The sequence below is a fragment of the Psychroflexus gondwanensis ACAM 44 genome (assembly GCF_000355905.1).
In the GTDB taxonomy this organism is placed as follows: Bacteria; Bacteroidota; Bacteroidia; order Flavobacteriales; family Flavobacteriaceae; genus Psychroflexus; species Psychroflexus gondwanensis.
This window is the reverse complement of the sequence record NZ_APLF01000004.1, coordinates 297,666-320,973: the sequence shown is the minus strand read 5'-3', so window position 1 is coordinate 320,973 and position 23,308 is coordinate 297,666. Positions and strand designations below refer to the sequence as shown.

Here is a 23,308-nt window from a genome sequence, read left to right as displayed (position 1 = left end):
GTGCCCTACTTAGGATATGCAATCTATTGCTTTTTTGTCCACATACTTGACCATAATTTCTTCTATGGTAATATACTATTTCAACTCTTCAGATCCAAAATTTTAAGGTTTGTAATTTCTCAAGCCTCGAGGACATGTGTTAGCATTCTCAGTAAAAATCATTTTCAAGAATAATAAATTGGTGTGTTAGTTAAACTTATAGCTTAAAACCACATTAACATGTGATTGACTTCTAATGGAATGTTAAATACTTTGCAGTTGTATAATGAACAAAACAATTTTTAATTTAAAAATTAAATTATGAAACAGCTATTTATTATTTTACTGGTGTTACCGCTTATGGCGATGTCACAAACTTTTGAAAAGAGAATGTTATCCATGACCGAATTTACGGTCAAACAGGGACACACTGCTCAATTTATGGAGGGCGTTAAAAAATGGAAAGAGTGTTACAACGAAAATGAAGGAACTAATTCTTGGAACTTTTGGTCAAGAGTTCAAGGCGATGGTAACGTCTATGGCGTGACTGGTTATATGCCAAACTGGGCCGATATGGACAAAGAGGATATGGCTGGTAAGTCCTGTAGAATGATAGCAATGACCTTTATTATGCCTCACGTTGAAAAATCGCATTATGCTATTTCTAAAACATTACCAGATTGGAGTAAAAAAACCTTAAGTACAGATAGTAAACTGGTTTGGGTTACTTATTTTAAAGTTAATAATAGAGCTTTATTTTCTGAGATCATAAAAGATGTATCAGGGACTCTTGCCACAGAAGAAGGCGAGGCAAGAGGTTACTGGTACTCTTTTATGGGTGGAGGTGAAGATGATCCTGATTATATGGTAACTGATTTGTTTAGCAGTTATGCAGCAATAGACGAAGATGATAAAAAAGATGGACCTTTTGCTTTATACAAAAAAGTCCACGGCGATAAAAAAGCCAATCAAATGATGGACAACTGGAGGATGGCTGTAGGTAGCTCTTGGTCTTATATCTGGGAACTCAATGAAGAGTTGTCTAATTAATTTTTACGTACAATTCTATTTTGATGATAATAGGTCGAGTCAACTATTAAATTTGCTCGGCCTTTTTTGTTTTAAAAAAGTATTTAAAATAGCTCAGTTTCTTCAGTTTATTAAATTAGCTTATTCATTGATGTGTTTACAAAAACTTCTTGGTCCATTATCTTCTTTTACTAATTTACCTAGAGTTAATTAGATAGAAAAACAGCGCTTTTTTTAGTTCTCCAAACTAAAGTTTTAGTGTATAGAAGTAACTACTCAACCCACCCCACTCTTTTCAGTATTTGAATTATCAGTATTGGGGGCCGTAGATGGTTTTACGCTTTACTGCTTCTTCATCTGAAATTCCTTTACGGCTCGATTCAAGCTCATCTAATACCTTTTCTTTTTCAGTCTGAAACCAGTTCATTTATAGGTGTGGTTTAGGTAAGGTTAGAATATCAAGTTATGTTGCCTTGCTCTAAATTAGCGAAAGAAAACGAATAAAAAATATGTTAATAAAGTTACATCAGAATAGCTTTAGAGTAAATGATCTAAAGTTATTTTGTTTTAAATAGATATTGAAGTCTATTAAAGCCGATTTTTGATTTATCCCACAAAAAAAGGCTTGTACATCAGTACAAGCCTTGATTATTAAATTAAAACTCGTTTAGTTTTTAATAACTTTCACTGTTTTAAAGTAGTTGGCTTCATTCTCAATTTTAACAAAGTAAACACCAGTCGCTAATCCTTCAGAAGATATTACGGCTTCATTAGCATCAACTTTTTGGTTCAATACAAGATTCCCCATTAAATTGTAAACTTTAACGGATGAAATATTTACAGTTGTTTTGATATTCCATACATCTTGTGTTGGGTTTGGATACACTGTAAAGTCAGCTTGGCTAAATTGGTTGGTACTTAAGGTTTGATTGTGTAGATAAATGTTGTCTACATATGCTACTCCACCAATATTAGATGTTATTAAAAACTGAGCAAAAGCGCTTCTGTCTGCTCCGTTTACTGGAACAAAATCAGCAAGTGGAATATCAAGACTTATCCATTCTCCTGATGGGCTATCAATAAGTATATTGGTATAGTCGTAAGCATTTGTTTCTCCATCAGCTCCAAGATGGTTGGACCATTTTGGGTTAAATACTTTATCACTTAGATCTGGGTTAGCAACCCAAAAATCCATGTGAAAATACGTCATATTTGTAGCATCAAATGCGTTTGCAGCAAAATCAACGCCTAAGAAACCACCAAATGTAATTTTTTTAGTATCGTTTCCATCAATCACAACGTCTTCAATATCGGCAGAGTCCCATTCAGCTGACCATTCAGTTACGGTGATGTTATCATATTGATTACTGTATAATGAGATAACATCTTCTGGCAATCTTTCTGGAGGAGTTGGAGCAGCTACAGTTGGCTCTGGATCTGGATCTGGAGTTGACGTTTCGCTAGTTAAATTATCAATGTATATTGTGAAATCTGCTGGATCATCAAAACCACCGTTACTTGAACTCCAATTTGGGAAAAATACAAGCTTCTCATAGATTCCATCAGCAACACCAGTTCCATCTAATGATTCATTAAAAGTAAAGGTAAGTGTTTGCCACTGATTAGGAGTTGTGTAAGATTGAGATGCTGCAGAATTTGGACCGCCTATTTCAACTTTACCTAATAAAGTAAAGGCCTGAGTAGCGTATACATCAATCGATAAAGTTTTGTCCGTTGTTAATTGCATAAAATCTATAAGCTGAACAATTTCTGCTCCTTGCCATGGATTTCCAGTAGATACACTTTCTAACTGAAGGTTGCTTCCATTTGTTCCACCTGATGCTGGATCTGTTCCTATTGCAACACTACCCAAACCCTCAAAGCCTGCAAATGTAAAAGAATCAGTAGCTTCAAAATCTTGAACAACGACCTGTTGAGAAAACCCAAATGTCGCGGTTAATACCATCATTAAAATAATTGTAATTTTTTTCATTGTTTTTAATTTATAGTTTATAAAATTTAGTTATCCTTAAATATAGTCCTATTATTTCATTAATTCCATAATTAAAAACCCTACAAAAAGCATACAGTATTTTAGTAAATCTTATTTAGTTTCGAACTCTGTAACTCCTTGTATTCACTCACTTTCAAAAGATAGATTTAAGATTTGTATGGTTGATGTATAGGTAGTAATCGTTTGATTTTAAGGTTATTTAGTATTTAAGTTGTTCGTTTTTATCCCAAATTCCCCAATATGCACCAACATCGCCTTCATCACCTACTTTCCAAGACTCATCGAAAGACGAAAAATAGAACACTTCAATACCTGCTTTATGACTCCATAACTGGGTATTTATAAAGTACTTTAAGGCATTCATTTCCGAGGGGTGTGCATCGCCAAGACTTTTCCCTTTGCTAGGCCAGCCGGTCTCTGTAATTATTACTTTTTTACCTTTTGCAGCACTTAAGGCTTGGCCATACATATGTTGCATATGAGTTAACGAATAGTCGTAATGGCAACTTTCCCAAAAAGGATAACAGTTAGATAAAATGACATCGCATTTAGCGGTTAACTCGGGATGAACTGTAAACTCATAATACGCATCGACGTAACCAACTGGAATATGAGATGGAATGGCTGCTCTCACTTCATCCAAGTGTTGCATAAGTTCTTCAATAGGCAAATCATTTCTATATAAAACTTCGTTACCCACGGCAGCAATATCTACCAAACCTTCATTGGCCATCTTGATTAAGCTGTCTAATTCTTCCCTGTTTTTTTCTTTGTCATCACCTAGCCACGCCCCAACTAAGGTTTTTATACCAAGCTGTTTAGCTACTTTTGGTACAAATTCATTCCCTTCAATACAAGAGAAAGAGCGTACCCACTTGACGTGAGGTTTTAAAATTTTCATTCGTCTGAGTACTTGTTCTTCTGTAATATGATGTCCAGGTTCCTGGCCATCTTCGTACATACTAAAGCACATGCCATGAAAACCTTGTGACATGATGGTCTTAAACACATCGTGAAGTTCTTCAGGGGTGTATTCTTTCAAAAAGTTCTGCGTTTGTATGGACGCTAAAAATTTTTCTTGTTGTTTGGATAGCTCTTGTTCTTTTCTATATGTCATGTCCTAATTGTATTTAAGTTTTTCTTTTTCGTTCCATATTCCCCAACGTTGGCCAACGTCCCCTTCGTGATGGATTTTCCAAGATTCATCAAAGGATGAGAAATAAAAGAGTTTAATATCTTCTTGATTTGCCCAATGATTCACATTGATAAAATATTTCATAGCATTTAAATCTGATGGGACTGCATCTTCAGTACTTTCTCCATCACTTGGCCAACCTGTTTCTGAAATAATAACAGGTTTACCCATAGCTTGATCTTTAATCAGATTGTACATATATCGCGTATAGGCTGGTGAAATATCAATATCGGCCCCCTCCCAAAATGGATAACAGTTGATAAGAATAACATCGCAGGCTTGTATAAGTTCTGGATGTAAATCGAATATATAATAAGAGTCCACATAAGCAACAGGAATATCGTCTGGGAGTGCATTTTTTACTATTGAAATATAGTCAAGCACTTCATCTACAGTTAACTCATCCCGAAGTAGAACTTCATTACCCACTACAGCTATATCTACTAAACCAGCATTGGAAAGTGATATTAATTCTTCAATTTCCTTTCCATTTTTTGATTTATCGTTGCTTATCCAAGCACCCACAACGGTTTTGAGTCCTTTATCTTTAGCTATTTTTGGAATGTATTCGTTTCCTTTAGTGCAAGAAAAAGACCTTACCCATTGCGTGTGTGGTTGGATAATGTTCATTCGTCTGCGTATTTGTTTTTCAGAAAGTGTATCACTAAGGTCTTGTGATTTCGTATAGGGGCTAAAGCAAATCCCATGCAATCCATTATTAAGCGTCTTTGTGAAAATATTCTTGACGTCTCTAATCGATTTGTTAGAAAAATTAATGTCAAATTTGGTATCAGGTAAAATATTTAGACTAGATAAAGACAAGTGAGATTTATTGAGGTAAGCAGACGAAGTGATTGTTTTAGGCTTAACGTTCCTTATTTTAAGTTTTGCACCTATTTCTCTAACTCGTTTTTCATTTAGATCATAACCCCACATCACAATAAAGGCTAATGCAGCTGTGCCGGCTGGCACGACAATATCTGCTATCCTAAGATTATTCATTGTTTCAATAGATTGTTCTGTAATATTAGGGTCAAAACCTACAATGCTTAGAATAAGCCCACCTAAAACCAAGGCAATAGATTGCCCAATTTTCACCATTAACCAGTAGATGGCTCCAAAAGTTCCTTCTTTTCTAGGCGATCCGTTTTCTAATTCATCTAGGTCACATACATCAGCCGTCATAGACATCATAAGTGTAAAGAGTCCACCCATCCCAAAAGCAAAAAAAGGGATGGGTAAGAATATAAGCCAAGGAACACCGTTTTCAACATCTATTGTAAACCAACTTGCTCCAATACTGTCTAAATGTGGATTAAGAAAATTAAAAATAGAACCTAGTCCACTCGTTAAACTTTCTCCTAATGCAGTTTGATTGAAACGTTCATTCAGCTCTACATCAAATCCCCACCATTTTAGGATATAACCTACAATAGATAAAAAGGTGGAAATTAAAAAAGCATTTCGCTTTCCTATTTTGGTTGCCATTTTAGAAATAATAGGAATCACTAAAAAACCAGTGATAATCGCATTAATGGTATTGAACCAAGCTGGCCAAGTACCTGCCATATCATAACTCCCGTTATACATGTAGAAAACTATAATAAACACCCCAAATGCAGCAACTAATTGAAACCCATTAAAAACAAGGAATGTGGCCCCACACAACTTCATAAAGGGTTTGTTTTTTGAGATCAAAACAATGCCAGAAACCAATTTCTTCATATTAGAAGCAAAGGTTTTGAAATTAATTTTCTCTCTATTCTCCATTTCTGAAGCGTCGATTCCTTTACAAAACAGGGCTGGTAAAACCCCAAATACTATTGTCATTGCTCCCACAATTAAGGCCATAGTTCTCACACCTTCTGTTTGAGTGTTAAAAGTTTCAGGGTCAGGTATAATGACGTATAACCAAGGAACAATCATCCAAGCAATCTGTCCCATAGTATTGGAAAAAGCCATGATTCTAGTCCGCTCATTATAATCTGGAGTCAGCTCATAACCTAAGCCTACTAATGGAGTGGCAAACATGGTGTTTCCAATTAAAAACAAAAGTTGAAGAACCATAACATGCCAGAAAATATAAGTCTGAGATGCATTATCACCGATTTGCCACATCAAGAAAAACAAGACACCACTTATTATAGCCCCTAAAAAAATGTAAGGCCGGCGCCTTCCCCATCTTGATTTTGTGTTGTCTGTAATAAAACCCATAATTGGGTCTGTGATGGAATCGAAAATTCTGGGTAAACCACCAAGCAAACCAGCCCACAATGGATCCACACCCCAAGCTGTAAGTAAAAAAAATTGAATAAAGACGCCTAATGTTCCTGGTAACACATTTAATATGAAGTGACCAGCTCCAAAGGCAGCTTTCTGACCTATGGGAACTTTATCTTTTGCCAATGTTTTTTCTTCGGACATAGGGCTTATTTTTTAGGATTTAATACAATAGTTTGGATGGCTTGAGGGCTTATAGAAACTACTTGTTGTGCTTCTTTCATACTAAGTTCAAATACTTTTTCTTCTTCTGAAGGGTTAAAAATGATGACTATATGACTTCCATCTGGATTCGTGGCAGCGCTCACTTGCAAGTCTTTATCTGTAGATTCGAAATCAATTCGTTTTGCACCTGGTCTTATGTATTTACTGAAATGAGCCATGGTGTAATAGAGAGGGGTAAAATACACTTCATCTTGGTCAGGATCTACAATGACTGGCGCCACACACCAGTTTTTGAACCAGTTAGGTCCACCTTGTCGGTCCAAGATCATATTCCAGTCCACCCAACCATCGACCCAATTGTTCATACATCCTATGATATCTCTAGCATAGCGATAGACAGGAACGTATTTTGGATGCAAGTGTTTTTGATCATCAGGTGCCCAATCCCATCCCCAATCGGTCGCTCCCTTACTCCAGTACCAGTCGTCATCTTTCCATTTAGGTACTTCAGCATCTACACAGGCTTCTGTTTGTATCAAGTATTTCTTGGGTGCTTTTTCATGTGCATATTGTAAAGCTTCGGGAAACACTTCATAAGTGCTTTCATACCAGTGTATGGCAGTTCCATCATAATATTTAGTATTTTTCTCATCTTTATACATCACATCCACCCACTCTTTAATGCCTTCGCGATTTTGGTCATACCCTAAAATAATTTTATCGCCTTTACCGTCTTTTTCTAATTGAGGGCCAAGGTGATTGCTCACAAAATCGGTCATTTCTTCTGGGGTATAGTGCATGCTTTCCCAATTATTGCCATTACCATGTGGCTCATTTTCCACAGTAAAACCCCATATATCAATACCTTCAGCTTCATAAGCATCAACATATTTAGAAAAGAAAAGGGCCCAAGTGTCATAATGTTCTGGCTTCAATTTTCCACCAACCCACTCGTTATTGTCTTTCATCCAAGGTGGAGCGGTCCAAGGAGAAGATATAATTTTGAATCCTTCCTTTGAGGCCTTCATAGCCTCTTTAATCATAGGAATAATATCGTCTTTATCTTCTTCAATAGAAAAATTAGTCAATAAGGTGTCGCCTTCAACGGGGGCGTAAGAATATTGACCTAAAGAGAAATCACTTGAGTTCATATGAGTTCTGGTTAACGAATACCGCGCACCACTTTCTGCAAAATAAGCATCGATGATTTTTTGACGGTTTTCTTTACTCAATCGATTCAGTAAATAAGCAGAAGACTCTGTGAATGATCCACCAAAACCCGTAAAGGTTTGAAAAGTTCTATCAGGGTTTAAATTGATTTTAGAAGTTGGTTTTCCTTCGCTAAAGACTTCAACTTTAGAGAGTTTACTTCCACTTCTGGAGGTTTCAACAACTTCAACCTTTAAAGATTTTTTGGTTTCTACGCAAGAACTAATCACCATGAGAGCTATTAAGTTTATAGATAAAATTTTCAGAATTTTCATACATACCGTTTTTCGTGATTGACTTAATGGTTAAGCATAATTTCATTTTTTACTGGAGGCATTTGTACATCCAGCAGAAGATCTTCCAAGTTTCCATTATAGGTTTTGGTCATTTTGTTTTTACCGCGCTTAAAACCTTTGAAAATGCCTTTATCCAACTCATCCCAAAGAACGTACTTAGCATTACCGTCTACTGTAAATAGACCAAAAAAGTTCTCGGAACCTTTTGGGTTATGTTCATCTTTCCAGGGTTCGTCAAAAGCTTCAAAATAGAAACATTTTATTTTGTTTTTTGAAGCCCATTCTCGCATTTTGTTATAATACAAAGCTTGCTTGTACTCATCTGATGCTTTAGAGCCATTTTCTCCATAATAACCAGCAGAAACACTTGCCCACCCAGTTTCTCCAATATGCACAGGCTTTTTAACTTCTAAAGTCTGCATGTAGCTTACAACACTATCATACTGAGACACTGCATAACTCAAGGAACGAGTCATCACTTTATCTAGCTGTTTGGTGTTACTCAATTTTTTTTCTTTTGGAAGTACACCCCAAAACACAGGATTGTAGTGTGTATCATGCATTGGATAGGTATGGATAGAAAGATAATCTACCGCTTTAATGAGCTCATTGAGCTCTGGAGTGTGGTATTCATGTTCTCCGCCGCCCCAAGAGGCAAAATTATCTGAACTCGTAATCCATAAATCCTTATCTATCTCGCCTTCTTGTTTTAAATCTTGCAGGTGTTTTACCCATTTTAAAATAATGTGTGGCTGAACAAAATAAGCAGAGGCCCACTTTACCATAGCTTCATTGCCAACCGCAATTATTTTAACAATATCAGGATATTGATTAGCTAATTCTACAGCTCTGTCAATTTCTATAGCGTTATGTTCGCTTCCTTCATTGTGGTTGAGTGGCATTTCGGTCCACGCATTTTTACAATCGATCCATGCCCCGAGCATCATATACATTTCAAATTCAGGATTTGCTTTCTTCAGTTCGTCAATTGCTTTTAAAATGTTGGCAGCATGTGGAAGGCGAACATTATAGGTTCGTAATATGCGAATATCCATAGCGTGAAGAATTTTCAAATCTTCTTTAAGCTGTTTAATAGTGGGTTGCTCTTCGCGTGACTCTTTTCGGTAGCCACCGTAAGAAATTGCTAAAAACTCTGGTTTATTAAGAATTTCTTTAGCAGTTAGATTTCTATTATTTTGCATAGGGTTTTTCTCTTTTTGAGATGATTGGCAAGAAGCCAGTAAAACAAGGCTTATTACTAAAAGGACAGGTGTTACTGGCTTCATGACTCTTTATTTTAAAATAGACGCTTCAATATAAACGTGAATTATTTTAACTTGACCTGAGCGGTTAAAAACTTCTTGACTAATTTCTTTAGGCAAATGAAGTCCTTCAATCTGTTCTGAATTTTTGCTATAGAATTCTATTTCTATTTTGTTTTGATCTGAAATAGAATAAATTATTGGAACTTGGCAAAAGGTAAATCCTAATGAATTCCGCTTAAGTTGAAGGCGATGCTTTTGACCGCTTAGATCTACAAACCTAAAAACATGTTCTTCTTCTAAAAATTCGGTTTTTCGCAATAAATCGGGTTTAAATTGAATTTTCCCTTTATAAATATGAACACCCAATTCTCCAAATCGACTTAAAATGTCTTCTTTCACTTGGCCTGTCATCCCAGGTTGTTGTGCGCCTTTACCTTGTGGAGTATGAGAATAAGGATCAGTTGGAAATGCACCATATAACTTAGGAGATTTATGAACACCTATGCCTTCGTTTATTTCATAATAGTGCTCTAGTAATCGACCGATAACTTCAGGAGATGACTTAGCATCTATGGCTTGTATGCAGGTTTCCAAAACCGCTAATTGCAGTTTTGAAACCATATGCCAATAAATAGATCCTAAGCCTTCATAGCCATAAAAAGTCCCGGAACGTCCTGTAAATGATTTATGATTAAAAACTTCTTCATAAACTTTAAGTATTTGGTCCATTTCTTTTTCTGCCAAAGTTGAATAAGCCTGGTCTTCTAAAGATAAAAGAGCTTCTTTTAATTTCTTAGCATTATTGAAGTTGCCATTAAAGTGATAATTGTTTTTTACATCTTTTTCAATTATACCTTTATGGCCATCTTTCACCAGCTTTTGAAGCAATTTTGATGACTTTACAGAAGTTTCTGGAACATTATTTCGGTCCAAAAAGCCTTTTAAGTCTTTGTAGGGGTATAATAAATAACTGTATTGGTCGGGTCTAAATAAAGCGCTTTGCTTTAAAGCATCAAGTAAAGTTAAAGCTTGATTAGAATTTAAGTAACCTGAACTTAATACAGCAACTTGACCTTCGAGCATCTCAGAAAGGTAATCTATGGAGACCTTATCTTGATTAACGGTCATTAGGTTATAGGCGTGGTATAAGTTGTCAGTTCGTTTATTCACTTCAATTGCATGCTCTAGATAAACTAAACTGGTGTTGATAAAGTGCCCGATTTGTGTTGAAGAGACTTCAGTCTTATGTCCTGAAAAACCAGTAGTGTAAACCTGAGTCCTAAAAACACTCGCTGCTTCACCTAATTCGTCCAAAACTTCTTTACGTTGGTGATCACTAAATTTACCTTCAGTTAAATGTTTATTGATAGCGAATGTTTTTTCCATTTTGGCAAACATCTCAGCTAGCTCTTCAGAAACTTCGTAGTTTTCTGAGGCATCGATGTCTTTAAAAATCGATTTAAAGAAGTCTAAAAACCGTCTCAGGTAGGCTAAGGTGACCATTGAAACACCATTTCCGACTAAAGCATTATTAGCATCGTTCCATTCTGGGCGTTGGGTATTCATCCATATTCCCGCCTCAGGAATAAAGTTGGATAATTTAGCTAACGTTGTAGCTAGTATTTTTTCAACAAAATTGACGTGAATAATTTCACCTCTTTTATTCTGAAGTAATGCACCATCAGCTCCAATCTTATCACGTTTACTTCTAATTTTAGCATCGGCTTTATGGTCAAATTCTATGGTATCTTTTGGATCGTTTAGAATATCTTGATATGACTTAATCCTGTAAGGCACGTTAGCATAAACAAATTGAGATTTGCTGAATAATTGAGCTATACTTCCTGGTTGATAGTCTTCATAAAATTCTAAGAATTTGAGTAAATAAATAATTTGATGATCCCCCCAGTAACCAATGTAAGACCAAGGATCGTCTGGCTCTATAGTTTCCCAATCAAAGCCATCTTTGGTGACACGATAGGGGTTATAACCGTCAAAAGTTGTAGCATTTAAAAATTTGTAAATCATACCTTCAATAAACTGAGGGTAGGAGTGTACTAAGCTTTCCCAATTTTGAAAGATATCACGCCAGTTGCCTTCATAATTCAGAATTTTGGAGCCATCTTCATCTTTGGTATTAATTGAAAATTGATTCCATGGTCGACTTGGATCTCCATGTCTTCGGCTAAATTTTAGAGGCAAGTATTCATAGGAAAGCCTAGTAAAATCTTCATTATTTTGATCTTTAGCTAAAGCCTTTAGATCACTAAAAGAAAAGCTCTCTGGTAAACCTTTTATCTGAGCTTCAAATTTTTTGGCCAAAGGAATGTTTGCTTTATGGATATAGTTTTTAAAATCCCATCGCTCAATCTGATAATTATTATCGAAAATTCCACCACGCATTATATTAAACATGGTATTGGAATAATGGCGAATATCTCTCAAGTTGTCATTACTGCGTTGAAGTCCGTCTGCGGCAGCAATAAGTCGAATTAATTTCTCAGTGCCAGAATTTATATCTTCTTCAATTAAATTTAAAAGATTCTCTTGGTGTAAATCTTGCTGAAGTTTTACCACTGAAGCATGATTATAATTAACATCAGCAACAATATACCATGTTTTACTCCCATCTGCTTTTAGTTGAAGTGTTTTATTAATAAAATAGGCTCCTTTTTCTGCTTTAACATCAGTTTCTTCGGCAAGATTTTTTCCGGTCCTGAAGGTTTCAAGTTGTAAAGAGGAAAGGAGGTAAGTAGGATTTTCAATTCCCAAAGACCAAACCACATTAGCTTTTAAAGCTTCACTAGGTTCGGCTTTATCTACTGGCACAGCACTAAGTGCAAAAATGCCTAAGCCTGTTTTTTTATCAAGCTCGTTGCGTTTGTAGGCATCAACCAAATTACTGCTTTGAGTTTGTAAATCACTAACGACACCAGCCGGTAGGGCGTTTTGCAATCCATCTAAAACTTCAACTTTTATAGGAGCAGAGTTATGGCTAACTAATTGAGATTTTTTCACAAAACCAAATTGATCACTAGTTGACCATCGGTAAGTGAAAGTAAGGTTTAGACTGTGGTTGATTTCTTCAAAAAACAGTTTATTTCCATAAATGTTTTTATAGATATTCCTGGTAATCTGGTACTGTTCTACAAAACGGTTTGAAAAAGGTTCCCAGAAATTAATATCATCATTCAAGTGAACTCTAAAAATAGTTTTACTCCCTGTATAATTTGCCGATTCGGTGATTTTATCGTCGGTGTAATATGGAAATAAGGCATACTCTGCATTTCGTCTTCCTGCTGTTAAACCTCCATTACTAGAAATAAACATCCAGTGGTTAGAATCGCTCACAATACTCATGAAAAAAGGCCTCATAGCATCGTTGTTATGGATTTTCAGGAATTTTTCACCATTTAATCTTACTTGTTCTAAGTTACTAGTTTTGGACGTTTGATCTTTAGTCATCTTGTCTTCAATCATTACTTTACTATTTGTTTTATTTTTTATTTTAAGAACAAAGCGGTATGATTTAAGGATACCGCTTATCTTATTAGTTTAATTCTTGTGTTTAACTTACTGTTTGATTTAAATTATTATTTAGACCTAAATATTTACTACTAAATAGATGCAATGTTCTTATAAAGGCTATTGTAAGTTTAAAGAGACATTATCTATTCTCACAAGACCAGCATCACCATTAGAGTCAAATAAAACTCTAGCGTCAAGAGCTCCAAATTCTTGCGAGCTAAGTGTGATTTCAAATTGTTGTTGAGTATCAGTAAGGTTTACAGTTTGGGTATCATTTGAAAAGTCACCTCCACTAAGACCTATGCCAGCAATTAAAGTTCTATCGCCATCAGACCAGGCCTCGAATGTTAAGACATAAGTTTCACCTTGTGTGATAGCAACCTTTTGACTAACATTAACTAAAAATGGTTGATTTGGATCTGGATTAGTGATGTTAACTTCATAAAAAGAGTTATCATTTTCTGTAACAACTGGTGCGGGCACATTATCATCTACACCGACTATCCAGCCTTCCGAACCATTTTCGAAATCTCCATTAATTAATAAGCCCCCGCCAAATTGTTCATCAACGATAAAAGTATCTTGAAAGCTTGCCGTATCACCATTACCACCAGTTACTTGAAGTGTAACAGTATATGAACCCCCTTCTTCGTAAGATTTTACAGGATTTATAAATGATGAAGATGAACCATCACCAAAATTCCAACTATAGGATATTGCATTTTCTGATAGATTGATAAAGGTAACCGTACCTGTACTTTGATTAATGGTTTGGGTAAACCTTGCCACTAATTCATTTGACATATCATCATCATCTTCACAAGATTGAAAAATAAATCCGCTACCGATACATAGGAAAAAAACAATAAGGATATTATATTTTAAGATTTTCATAGCTCTGGTTTTAATTATATACTCTTACGTAATCTACAATCATGCTTTGGGGGAAAACTGTATTCTCAGTTGGATTACCAGGTAAATTACCACCAATAGCCACATTGAGTATGATATAAAAAGGTCTATCAAATACCCATTCTCCTTCTCCATCCGTTTCTTCTGCTACGTCCTCGCGAGTGAGAGTTTGGTATATATTGCCGTCCACATAAAAGTTGACGGAAGTAGGCGACCACTCAATCCCAAACACATGAAAACCTGTATCAAAACGGTCGTTTTCTAGGGTAAATTCTTTAGAAATCGATTCTGCGCCCGAAAATCCTGGACCATGTAAAGTTCCAAATACATTGGTTGGCTCATCTCCCAGATATTCCATAATATCTATTTCACCTATAGCAGGCCATTCTTCTAAAACTTCTTCATGATCAACCGTTATGGTTTTAGGCACACCTAAAAGCCAAAATGCAGGCCAGTAGCCTTTACCAAACGGAACTCGAATCCGTGCTTCAAATCGACCGTATTGTTGCTCGAACAAATCTTGAGAAGTTAATCTCGCTGAAGTATAGCCTTTACCTTCAAAAGATTCTTCTTTAGCTGTAATTATAAGGACTCCGTTTTCTACAGTTACGTTTTCTGGTCTGTCTGTATAGTACTGCAATTCGTTATTTCCCCAACCAGGAATCCCTTCATTTGTTCCATCTCCAACATCATACCCCCACATATTACTATCTGGTGCTCCATCAACATCAAACTCATCAGACATCACAAGGTTGTTGAGTGTTGTTACTTCTTGGGTCTCATCTAGGTCGCAGCTAGTCACTATTAAAATAGCACCTAGAATTAAGGCTAAATTATAAGGCGCAAGTCTTAATTTATTTTTTGAGTGTATAGTTTTCATATAATTATCTTTAAGTTATTGTTCGATGTAATAGTAAATATTATCGACATACACATTAGAAATTGAATTGGAAATAAAGAACAACAGACCTAGTTGGGAGCGATTAGATAATCCTGTAAAATTAGCTAATGGAATATCAAAACCTCTCCAATCATTTGCAGCCAAATTAGCTGCAGTAATTGTAACTGAACCAGATGTTTCGTTACCGCCAACATCATTAAGGATTTGTAAGGTTATATTATCACCCGCATTTAATGCTTCGTTTATATTAAGGTCTACATGAATATGTGTCATTGATGTGGCATCAATAGTAGGGACATCCATGAATGTTCCTATTCCTACAAAGTTTAGATTAGTGTAGTTAATTATACCATCTCCATCAACACTCAGGTCTGCACCACCTGGGCCTTCTCCTCCTAGAGTGGTTTGGCCATCACCAGTAAAGAATCCGTTATAATAATCGACGGCTACATTTTGATAAGCATCACTAAATATAGAGATAACATTATTTGGATTTCGAGTTGGAGTAGGGGCAGGCGTAAAATTACCTAATGATTCGATGGTTAACGAACCTTGAGCCTCATTTACTCCTAAAGATGCTGTAATAGTAGCTGTGCCTCCACCCACAACATTAACTTGACCTAAAGCACTTACTGTTGCGACAGTTTCATTTGATGATTGAAATTCAAAATAAGCAAGAGCTGCATTTACAGTTACATCTCCCTGAGCTGCCGTATTAAAAGTCTGGGATAATCCTGAAATGTTTACGGTTCCCCCTATAAAATTTTGGATCACCACATCCTCTCCATTTTGAATAGCAGGCCTCGGTTGTGCTATTGTTCCTAGTTTTTCAAACTTAATTTCATCCAACCATATAACAAAACCTAATCCGTCGGTGCTTTGAGTTCCAGCTGAAAAAACAAACATGCCTCTTTCTTGAGTTAATTTCGATGGATCTGGCATTGGGATTACATATTTTTTCCAATTAGTTGATAACTGTAAATCCGCTGCTACGGTTCTAAATTTATCCCCATCAAAGTCGGTCCCAAAACCAGCTTCTCCTAAAACTCCTGTTGTAGAAGCTTTAGCCCAAAAGGTCAATGCATCATAACCGGTTAAATTCCTACCCTCACCTCGATCTCTAAAAATACCACCTATAAAACCACCATCAGGATCATTAGGTGAAGGCACGTCAATCCTTATGGAGGCAAAACCTTCATAAGCTTCACTTTCATCTGTATCAAAGCCATTTACATTTGCACCTTCTACTGGATCAAATGATATAAAGAACTCATCTGTTAAACCTACTGGATTATCTGTAAAAACATCCGCTGTAGTAGGAAAAGTTGCAAGTACAGCAGCATCAGACACTTCTCTTTCACAACTCGTCGTTACTATCATAGACAGTAAAACAAGTCCTATTATTTGAAAATATTTTGATTTGTTATGTATCATTTTAAATATTATTTACCGATGTTAAATCTTATATAGGTCATTATTTCCCACTCAGATCCGTTAGGAAAGCCAACAGGGCTTAATATAGGCTCTGCATTAAAAGAACCAATGGGTGTATTATTTGGAGAAAATCGAGGAGAAAATTCATTTAAAGACCTCCATATACCTCTCATTCCAATTTGTGTACTTGGTAATATATACCATTGTGGCATCCCTAAAGTTGTAGATATGTCAAGCTGTAATTGCAGAGGGAATGTCAAGTTAAAATCTCTGTGGTAGTCAAAAGGACCCCAGTCATTTACCTTTACATCTCCATTAATGATAAATTTTTTGTAAAACACGTTTAAATTTGCCCCAAATCTATCGGTGACAAGTCTCTGAGAATCCCCTTGTGCTTGTCCATTACCATAATAGAAAGCGCCTACAATTCCTAATTCTGGACTTAATTTAGAAACAATTCTTGCGTGAGCCTCATAAAGGTCTTCAGCTGGAACAGAAGTTCCAAAAGCAAAAAATTCTCGAGTATCAAGGAAACCAATATGCGCATCCATTGTTGTAGGCAGATGTCTAAAAATGAATCCAGCACTTATAGCAAATTCAGCATCTTCAGCCTTATTATTATCCCAATCATACATATAGGTGCCAGGAGTAGGGTCGTAGGTAAATAGAATCTCACCAGCAGTTGTTTCTCTATTCCATCTTACCGCAAAAGGATCATCTATAAAATTCCTCAATCGTCCAGGGGCATCTCCGTTGTTAGGCATTGGGTCTACTAGTGGTTTTTGCCATAAAAAATTAGGAGCTATTTGCCATTTTCCAATATTGTAGGTCATACCCGATAAAAAGTTGCTTTGGTTACCACTACCAGTATCCTTAAGTTTCCAGCCCGTAAACGTTATGGTTGGGTCAGCACTTCCATTGGCCACTAGCCCCATGATTGAACCTTGTGCATACCACTTAAACTTACCCGCCTCGTAGGTTATTTTTGCTTTTCCACCCCAATTATCATCTGAGTTTATTTCATCTACGACAATCTCTCCTGCATCATTAATATCTTGGTAAGTACTCCCATTTAATGGTCTTCCAGCCCAAATACTACCAAAGGTTAATCCAAAATTTCCAAAATCCCGTTCAAAAGCAAGAGTTGCTCTTTCCATTGGCCAGGGTGGAATAACCCCACTCCTAACCTGATTTTGATCTAAAACACGTCGTCCATTTTCATCGAATTCTAAGTCTGTTTCTACATCCCTATTATAAATCCCTGTAATATCCCACTTGGCAATAGTTTTGGAATATTTAAAGAGCATGGTTGGATTAGCTCCCCACCACAATTGTGGACCTAGTGCTGCTTTTAAGCCTTCTAACTTTCCCTTAGCATCCACTTCAATACCTGAAATGATACCGCCGTAGATATCTAAATTGGGGCCATAGTTAGCTTCGGGATATAATCCAAAGATATCACCTTCATAACCCCAATGGTAATGTCCTGTTCTGTAAAAGCCTCTTAAATCAAAATTGTCATTTTTCCATTCAAACTCTGCTTGATAAACCTGCAAATTATTATTGTCTTGAAGGATAACTTCGCCATCAGGGGAAGTCACTCTTATAGGTCTGGCTCTATTTTCATAGAAAATCTCGTTGATAGGATTTTCGGCAACATCACCTACAATGTTAAAGTCTACATTAAAATTTACATTTGGCGCTGGTTGTCCGCCTACACCTATAAAATAAGACTGCATTTGATCAAACCCAAGTTGGTTGGGGTATGAATTGTCATTTGGATCTGGATTATCTGGAGTAGTGATTAAACTTCCCCCAGTATAAAATGTAGATAAATGCGCTGCTATTCTACTAATGCCTACTTTTTGAGAACCTCCACCACTCATAGCGGCTTTATCACCTCTAGCTCGTAACACAGCATCGGTTAATGAAATAGTGCTGAAATAGTTGTCGATAAATTGAGCATCAATCCCTTCTGCATAAGGATCTAGTTGGTGTGCTTCTTTTAAGGCATAGTAGGCAGCACGCGGATACAGATCGTATACACCTCTTGAATTTGTTGCTCCTTTTGCGCAAATTCCAAACCATTCCTCATTCATGTTATTTTTACCTTCTTCATGGTCTCTATCATAACCCCCGTTAGACCAGGACGCATTACTATCGTGAACATCAAGATTTTTTGTCTGTCCGTATTTCCACCAGCCGTCGCTAAATTGAAAGGTAAACCCCCCAATTGAGTTTTCTGCTTTTCCTAATCCAGCAGCATTCTCATAAATGTCTTTCCAGTTATTGACCATGTAGTAAGCCTGAGATTTTTGGTCTTCTTGGTTCTCTAAAGCATTGAAAGCATCTGCACCGAACTCTGTAAATAGAACAGGCTTGCCATAAACTTCTTTAATCGTCTCAAAAGCATTACCAAAAGACTTACCGCGATACATGTTGGTTCCATAAATATCTACATCGGGGCATTCTTCGGCAATTATATCTAGAAATAAAACATCACCATTACAAATAGCCACTGGTAAAGAACCATTTATTTCTTTCATTTTAACAGCGGCTTCGTTCATTAAGCGATACATTGGTCGGCCCCTGTTTTCTCCAACGGCTCGTTTTTCACCTTCCTCGTCTGGAAAATCTTCTGTTTCAGCACCAGCCCAAAACAACCCATAGTTGTTTTCATTTCCTAAAAGAAAAAGTAAAAGACCAGGAGTTCCTTTGTAATCATTAGCTAGTTCAGTTACTTCCGAAAGAAGTAATTCCTGAGTTGCTGGATCATCATATTTAGTCACAGGAGTCCAGTTCCCATCGATAGTTAAACCATATCTACCAAAAGAATGGTTTAACATGGTATAAATACCATAATTTTCATAGATGTATTCTATCCATTTTGGTTGTATACCTGTATACAGTCTAATGGTGTTGACTCCCATATTTTTGAGTAAGCCCATTTCAGCATCCAAGGCTGCTTTTATAACATCGTCTGATTGGTTCCATAAACTGTAATTGAAATTTGTTCCTCTAGGGAAGTAGTCCCAATTCATACCATTAATCATAAAGTCACTACCATCAACTTGTAGTTTCATCCCTTGGTCATCTGTGGTGATTGAAACTCTTTGAGATTGAGAAAACCCCATCACAGTAGATAACAAGACAATACTTATAAATAGAAATTTTTTCATGTGTTAGATATTTGTTAATTCATGTATATCAAACTTAAAGGTTTGAGTTGATAATTATTTAAAAAAATACACTACAAAAAACATACGTCTTAAAAAATAAGTAGTTTTATTGAGTTATTCTTAAAATTAGTTAATAAAGTCTTACTATATCTAATATAAGAAAAATATTAAATATTATTATTTGTTAATAAAACTAAAAATGTATAGGTAATGTATAGTTAATTAATGCCCTTGTAAAGGTGTAATGGCTCTTATATATAGGTGGTCAAGCTATTATTTCTTCTAAAGCGTATCTTTTTTCGCAATCGATATCGCTTATATTGAGACTCTTAATACAGATGTTTAAGTGGGGAGTAAGTTTTAGAAATTAAAATAAAAAAAGCTTGTAGGATTCTCAATTTTTAGAAGAAGTCGTTTGCATTTATTAAACTGGTCGTTTTTGGATCACCTCTGTGTTGAATGCTCTAGAAAAATTATTTTCCTAAGATAATAGGTGTAGAGCAGTGAGACTTATTCAAATAGGGTTAAGGCCTTTTATTCACTAATCCCGAAAAAATTATTTTCAGTATCGATGAAAAGGATTTGGTTAAGAAACAAATCGTTCCCGGCTAATCCCATCATCAAACAACTGGGAAAGTAATCGTATTGGTTCATGCTCATAGAGGAGTATACATAAGGCTGCACTTCAATTTGGTCTCCTAGTATTATATATTTATTTTCTTATAGATCTTGTTGCTGATTGTATCCTATAAAGCTTCTTCATTTCTCTTAACGTTCGTGTAGATGAAACCACAAAAAAACCCCTGTTTTTTAAAACAGGGGTTTGAAAAATTATTATAAATTCTACTTTAGAAACTAATATTCAATTGAGAAAAAACTCGAGTTCCGTCAATACCAAACTGTGTGGTTTGCCACGGGTACTTAAATCTCCCAACGAAATCTAAATTTCTGTCTTGTGGTGTTCCACCAGTTGATGCGTATGCTTCAGCAAAGGTATCAGGAAAAACATCAAATAAATTATTCACGCCCAGAGTAAAATTGATTTTATCTGTAAACGCATAATTAACGCTCAAATCCGTTAAGGTTTTGCCTCCGTAGGTAGCATCGTTTATAGGATCAACAGGGTGTCTGTAAGTTACTGAACCGTAATACATCAAAGATAAATTTGCGGTAAACTTATCGATTTCATAACTAGCGGTTGCGACAACTTTTTCTTGAGGTCTCCAGCTTTCAACTCTGGAAATATCTTCTCTTGAAAAAATGGCATCTCCTAAATTATTGTCTTCAATAAACGCAGGAAAATTAGTTCCTTGCACTTCTGTTTCATTGAAGTTAGCAGCTACACTACCGCTTAAGAAACCTCTTCCCAATTCTATATTACTGTAGCTATATACAATATCAATCCCTTTGGTTCTTGTATCTATAGCATTCAAGAAAAAGCCAGCAGAACCCACTCCCACATTATCTAGAGTCTGGTCTATAGGACTATTTGGATCTCCTGTGGCTGTAACTTGCCCAGAGAGTGCAATTCTATCGTCTACATCGATTTGGTAAGCATCTATGGTGATCCCAGAATTTCTATTAAATCTATAGGTTAAACCACCACTCAAGTTAAACGACGTTTCAGCGTCTAGCTCAGGAATACCAAGTGCTCTTAAAGCAGGGTTGGCATTATTCAAAATACCATTTTGCTGTACTCCGTTGGTTGTTAAAGTCGTTGTTGTGGCTGTATAGTAGACTTGGTGTAAAGATGGCGCTCTAAAACCACTACTTACAGAACCTCTTACGACCAATTTATCATCAAGAAACTTATATCTAGAACTTAATTTCCAACTTATATTAGATCCGAAATCACTGTAATCTTCATAACGCAAAGCACCACTCACTAAAAAGGATTCTGTAAAATCTGCAGTGATGTCTGTGTAAAAACCAACATTCGATCTGTAATCATCTGATGCATTTTCTGGACTAAAACCTCCAAAAGATTCTGAACCTGTCCTGCCTCCTTGTGCATCGGGAGATTCTCCATCCCCGTAAGAAGCAAATTCACCCTCTTCGGTTACAAAGTTTTCTGTCCTGTGTTCTAAACCAAAAGCTACTGATAAAGCTTCAAGTCCTGTATCGTAGAAGGTTCTATTAATATCCAAATTATTAACCACATGACTAAATTCATGGGCTCCATTATAAAAATCAGAAGGACTACTTCCAGCAAAAGACTGGTTAAACGAATCTTCGATATAATAGTCAATTCTATTTTTACCTAAAGTGGAACTTAAGTCAAAATTCCACTCGTTAAAGGTTGTTTTCAAACCAAACGCGAAAGTATGATCTCGAATTTGAGGAGCCATTTTAGCCAAAAAGAAATCTTGATCTGGATAGATGGCCTCAAAACCTGGCACCCAATATGGCACTCTAGCAAACTGAGGGGCAGAACCTTCTCTGTCGGTGAGTGTACCAAAAGAATAAATTTCTGTATTGGTCTCTTCATCTAAGGTAAACCCTAAGTTATAAGCAAAATTAGTAATTGTGGTGTTTGGTAAACCCACTTGAAAACCAGCACTTGGATTTCGATCTAGAAAAGCAGATAAATCATCTATACTATAATCTGGTACGGCACCAGGAATTCCCCAGTAATCTGCCTCATCTTGTACACTTGTGATTGTTCCTGCACGTTGTGTAGCCTTAGAGTCCATATGACTTAATGTGAAATTGGCGAAGCCCTCAGGTCCAAGGTCTATACCAAAACCAGATTCTAATTGGTACTGTTCACCATCACCACGTGTTGTTGTGCTATAACCTGTATTTACAAAAGGATCTACATCTTCCTTCATCACAAGATTAATGACACCAGCAATCGCATCCGATCCGTATTGTGCAGCTGCACCATCTCTCAAAACTTCTACGCTTTCTAAAGCTGCAGAGGGAATAGCTTTCATATCTACCCCAACTTCACCACGGCCTGGAGTGACATAACTATAAACTAGTGCACTGGCATTTTTTCGTTTTCCATTTACCAATACTAAAGTTCTACTAGGAAAAAGACCTCTCAAACCTGCAGGACTAAAGTGAGCCGCTGCATCTGATACTGGCTGTTCTGTTGCATTATAGGAAGGGACGCGTAGCATCAATTGTTGATCAACTGTCGTTTTACCTGTTTTTTGTAGCTCTGATGTTTTAAAATTATCTACAGCTACTGGAGAGTCAAAAGAGGTTCTTGGTTTACCTCGAGTCCCTATTACAACCACGGCATCAAGTTGTCCAGCATCTGGCTTCAATTGAACTGTTACGTTGGATTTCCCCTTTACATTTACTTCCTTCTCTTCAAAACCTACATAAGAGATCACAAGGAATTTTGAACCCTCAGGAACCTGTACTGTAAAGTTTCCATCAAAGTCGGTTTGTGCGCCAACGCTGGTTCCTTTCACTATGACATTAGCTCCAGGTAGCGGATTCCCATCTGGCCCTACAACCATTCCAGTTACTTCTCGGTCTTGGATAGCAACAGTGACAGCCTTGGCATTTGTAATGCCGGCTGTAAGGATAACTTGATTTCCATTGAAGGTATAATCGAAGTTAACTTGCTTGCTAATTTGATCTAAAATGTTTTCAAAAGCTTCGTTTTTGGCTTCAATACTTACTTTCTTATTCTCATCAATTTCATTGATATCATAAAAGAAATTGAATTTCGATTTTGATTTGATGTCGTTTAAAACATCAAGAAGCTTTGCATCTTCATAAGCAATAGAAATGTTCTGTTGAAGTTTTGGGTTTGCAAAACTTGGGTTAACAACAAAGAACGATAAGAATACTACGAGCATCGCTTTCAGTGTTGTCATACGTAAAGTTGAACATTTTCGATGTTCAAATCCTTTTGTGTAAATCTTCATTGTAAAGTGTTTTAAGTTAATAATTGTGTTGAACT

The 23,308-nt window shown here is 36.3% G+C and carries 13 protein-coding genes; 1 reads left to right on the top strand and 12 read right to left on the bottom strand.

What is annotated here, in order from left to right; translation table 11 throughout:
• Positions 1-300: 300 nt before the first annotated feature.
• Positions 301-1,029, top strand: a complete 729-nt coding sequence (locus PGOND44_RS05205) for a hypothetical protein (protein WP_003437570.1) — start codon at positions 301-303, stop codon at positions 1,027-1,029.
• Between the two features lie 289 nt (positions 1,030-1,318).
• On the opposite strand, the gene PGOND44_RS15535 is transcribed toward PGOND44_RS05205, so the two are convergent.
• From PGOND44_RS15535 to PGOND44_RS05150, 12 genes are all read right to left on the bottom strand, one after another.
• A complete protein-coding gene (locus PGOND44_RS15535) occupies positions 1,319-1,435 on the bottom strand; it encodes a cation-transporting P-type ATPase (protein ID WP_155943797.1) in 117 nt (38 codons plus the stop codon).
• 240 nt (positions 1,436-1,675) lie between these two features.
• A complete protein-coding gene (locus tag PGOND44_RS05200) occupies positions 1,676-3,001 on the bottom strand; it encodes a T9SS type A sorting domain-containing protein (protein WP_003437568.1) in 1,326 nt (441 codons plus the stop codon).
• A 220-nt stretch (positions 3,002-3,221) separates the two neighbouring features.
• Positions 3,222-4,139, bottom strand: coding sequence for a glycoside hydrolase family 17 protein (locus PGOND44_RS05195; protein WP_003437566.1), 918 nt, complete (start codon positions 4,137-4,139; stop codon positions 3,222-3,224).
• Positions 4,140-4,142: 3 nt separating this feature from the next.
• Complete coding sequence (locus tag PGOND44_RS05190; protein ID WP_003437563.1) at positions 4,143-6,641, bottom strand: MFS transporter; 2,499 nt, start codon at positions 6,639-6,641, stop codon at positions 4,143-4,145.
• A gap of 5 nt (positions 6,642-6,646) precedes the next feature.
• Positions 6,647-8,146, bottom strand: coding sequence for a glycoside hydrolase family 30 protein (locus tag PGOND44_RS05185; protein WP_003437562.1), 1,500 nt, complete (start codon positions 8,144-8,146; stop codon positions 6,647-6,649).
• A 23-nt stretch (positions 8,147-8,169) separates the two neighbouring features.
• Positions 8,170-9,453: a glycosyl hydrolase family 17 protein gene (locus PGOND44_RS05180; RefSeq protein ID WP_003437560.1), complete on the bottom strand. Its 1,284-nt coding sequence runs from the start codon at positions 9,451-9,453 to the stop codon at positions 8,170-8,172.
• 6 nt (positions 9,454-9,459) lie between these two features.
• Positions 9,460-12,912 carry a hypothetical protein gene (locus PGOND44_RS05175; protein WP_003437557.1) on the bottom strand — a complete coding sequence of 1,151 codons (3,453 nt, stop codon included), beginning with the start codon at positions 12,910-12,912 and terminating at the stop codon, positions 9,460-9,462.
• A gap of 165 nt (positions 12,913-13,077) precedes the next feature.
• Complete coding sequence (locus tag PGOND44_RS05170; protein WP_003437549.1) at positions 13,078-13,854, bottom strand: PKD domain-containing protein; 777 nt, start codon at positions 13,852-13,854, stop codon at positions 13,078-13,080.
• A 10-nt stretch (positions 13,855-13,864) separates the two neighbouring features.
• Complete coding sequence (locus PGOND44_RS05165; RefSeq protein WP_003437546.1) at positions 13,865-14,752, bottom strand: glycoside hydrolase family 16 protein; 888 nt, start codon at positions 14,750-14,752, stop codon at positions 13,865-13,867.
• 15 nt (positions 14,753-14,767) lie between these two features.
• Positions 14,768-16,207 carry an Ig-like domain-containing protein gene (locus tag PGOND44_RS05160; protein ID WP_003437543.1) on the bottom strand — a complete coding sequence of 480 codons (1,440 nt, stop codon included), beginning with the start codon at positions 16,205-16,207 and terminating at the stop codon, positions 14,768-14,770.
• A gap of 8 nt (positions 16,208-16,215) precedes the next feature.
• Entirely contained in the window at positions 16,216-19,386 is a 3,171-nt protein-coding gene (locus PGOND44_RS05155) for a glycoside hydrolase 5 family protein (protein WP_003437539.1), read from the bottom strand.
• A gap of 848 nt (positions 19,387-20,234) precedes the next feature.
• Positions 20,235-23,273, bottom strand: a complete 3,039-nt coding sequence (locus PGOND44_RS05150) for a TonB-dependent receptor domain-containing protein (RefSeq protein ID WP_003437534.1) — start codon at positions 23,271-23,273, stop codon at positions 20,235-20,237.
• Between the last annotated feature and the right edge of the window lie 35 nt (positions 23,274-23,308).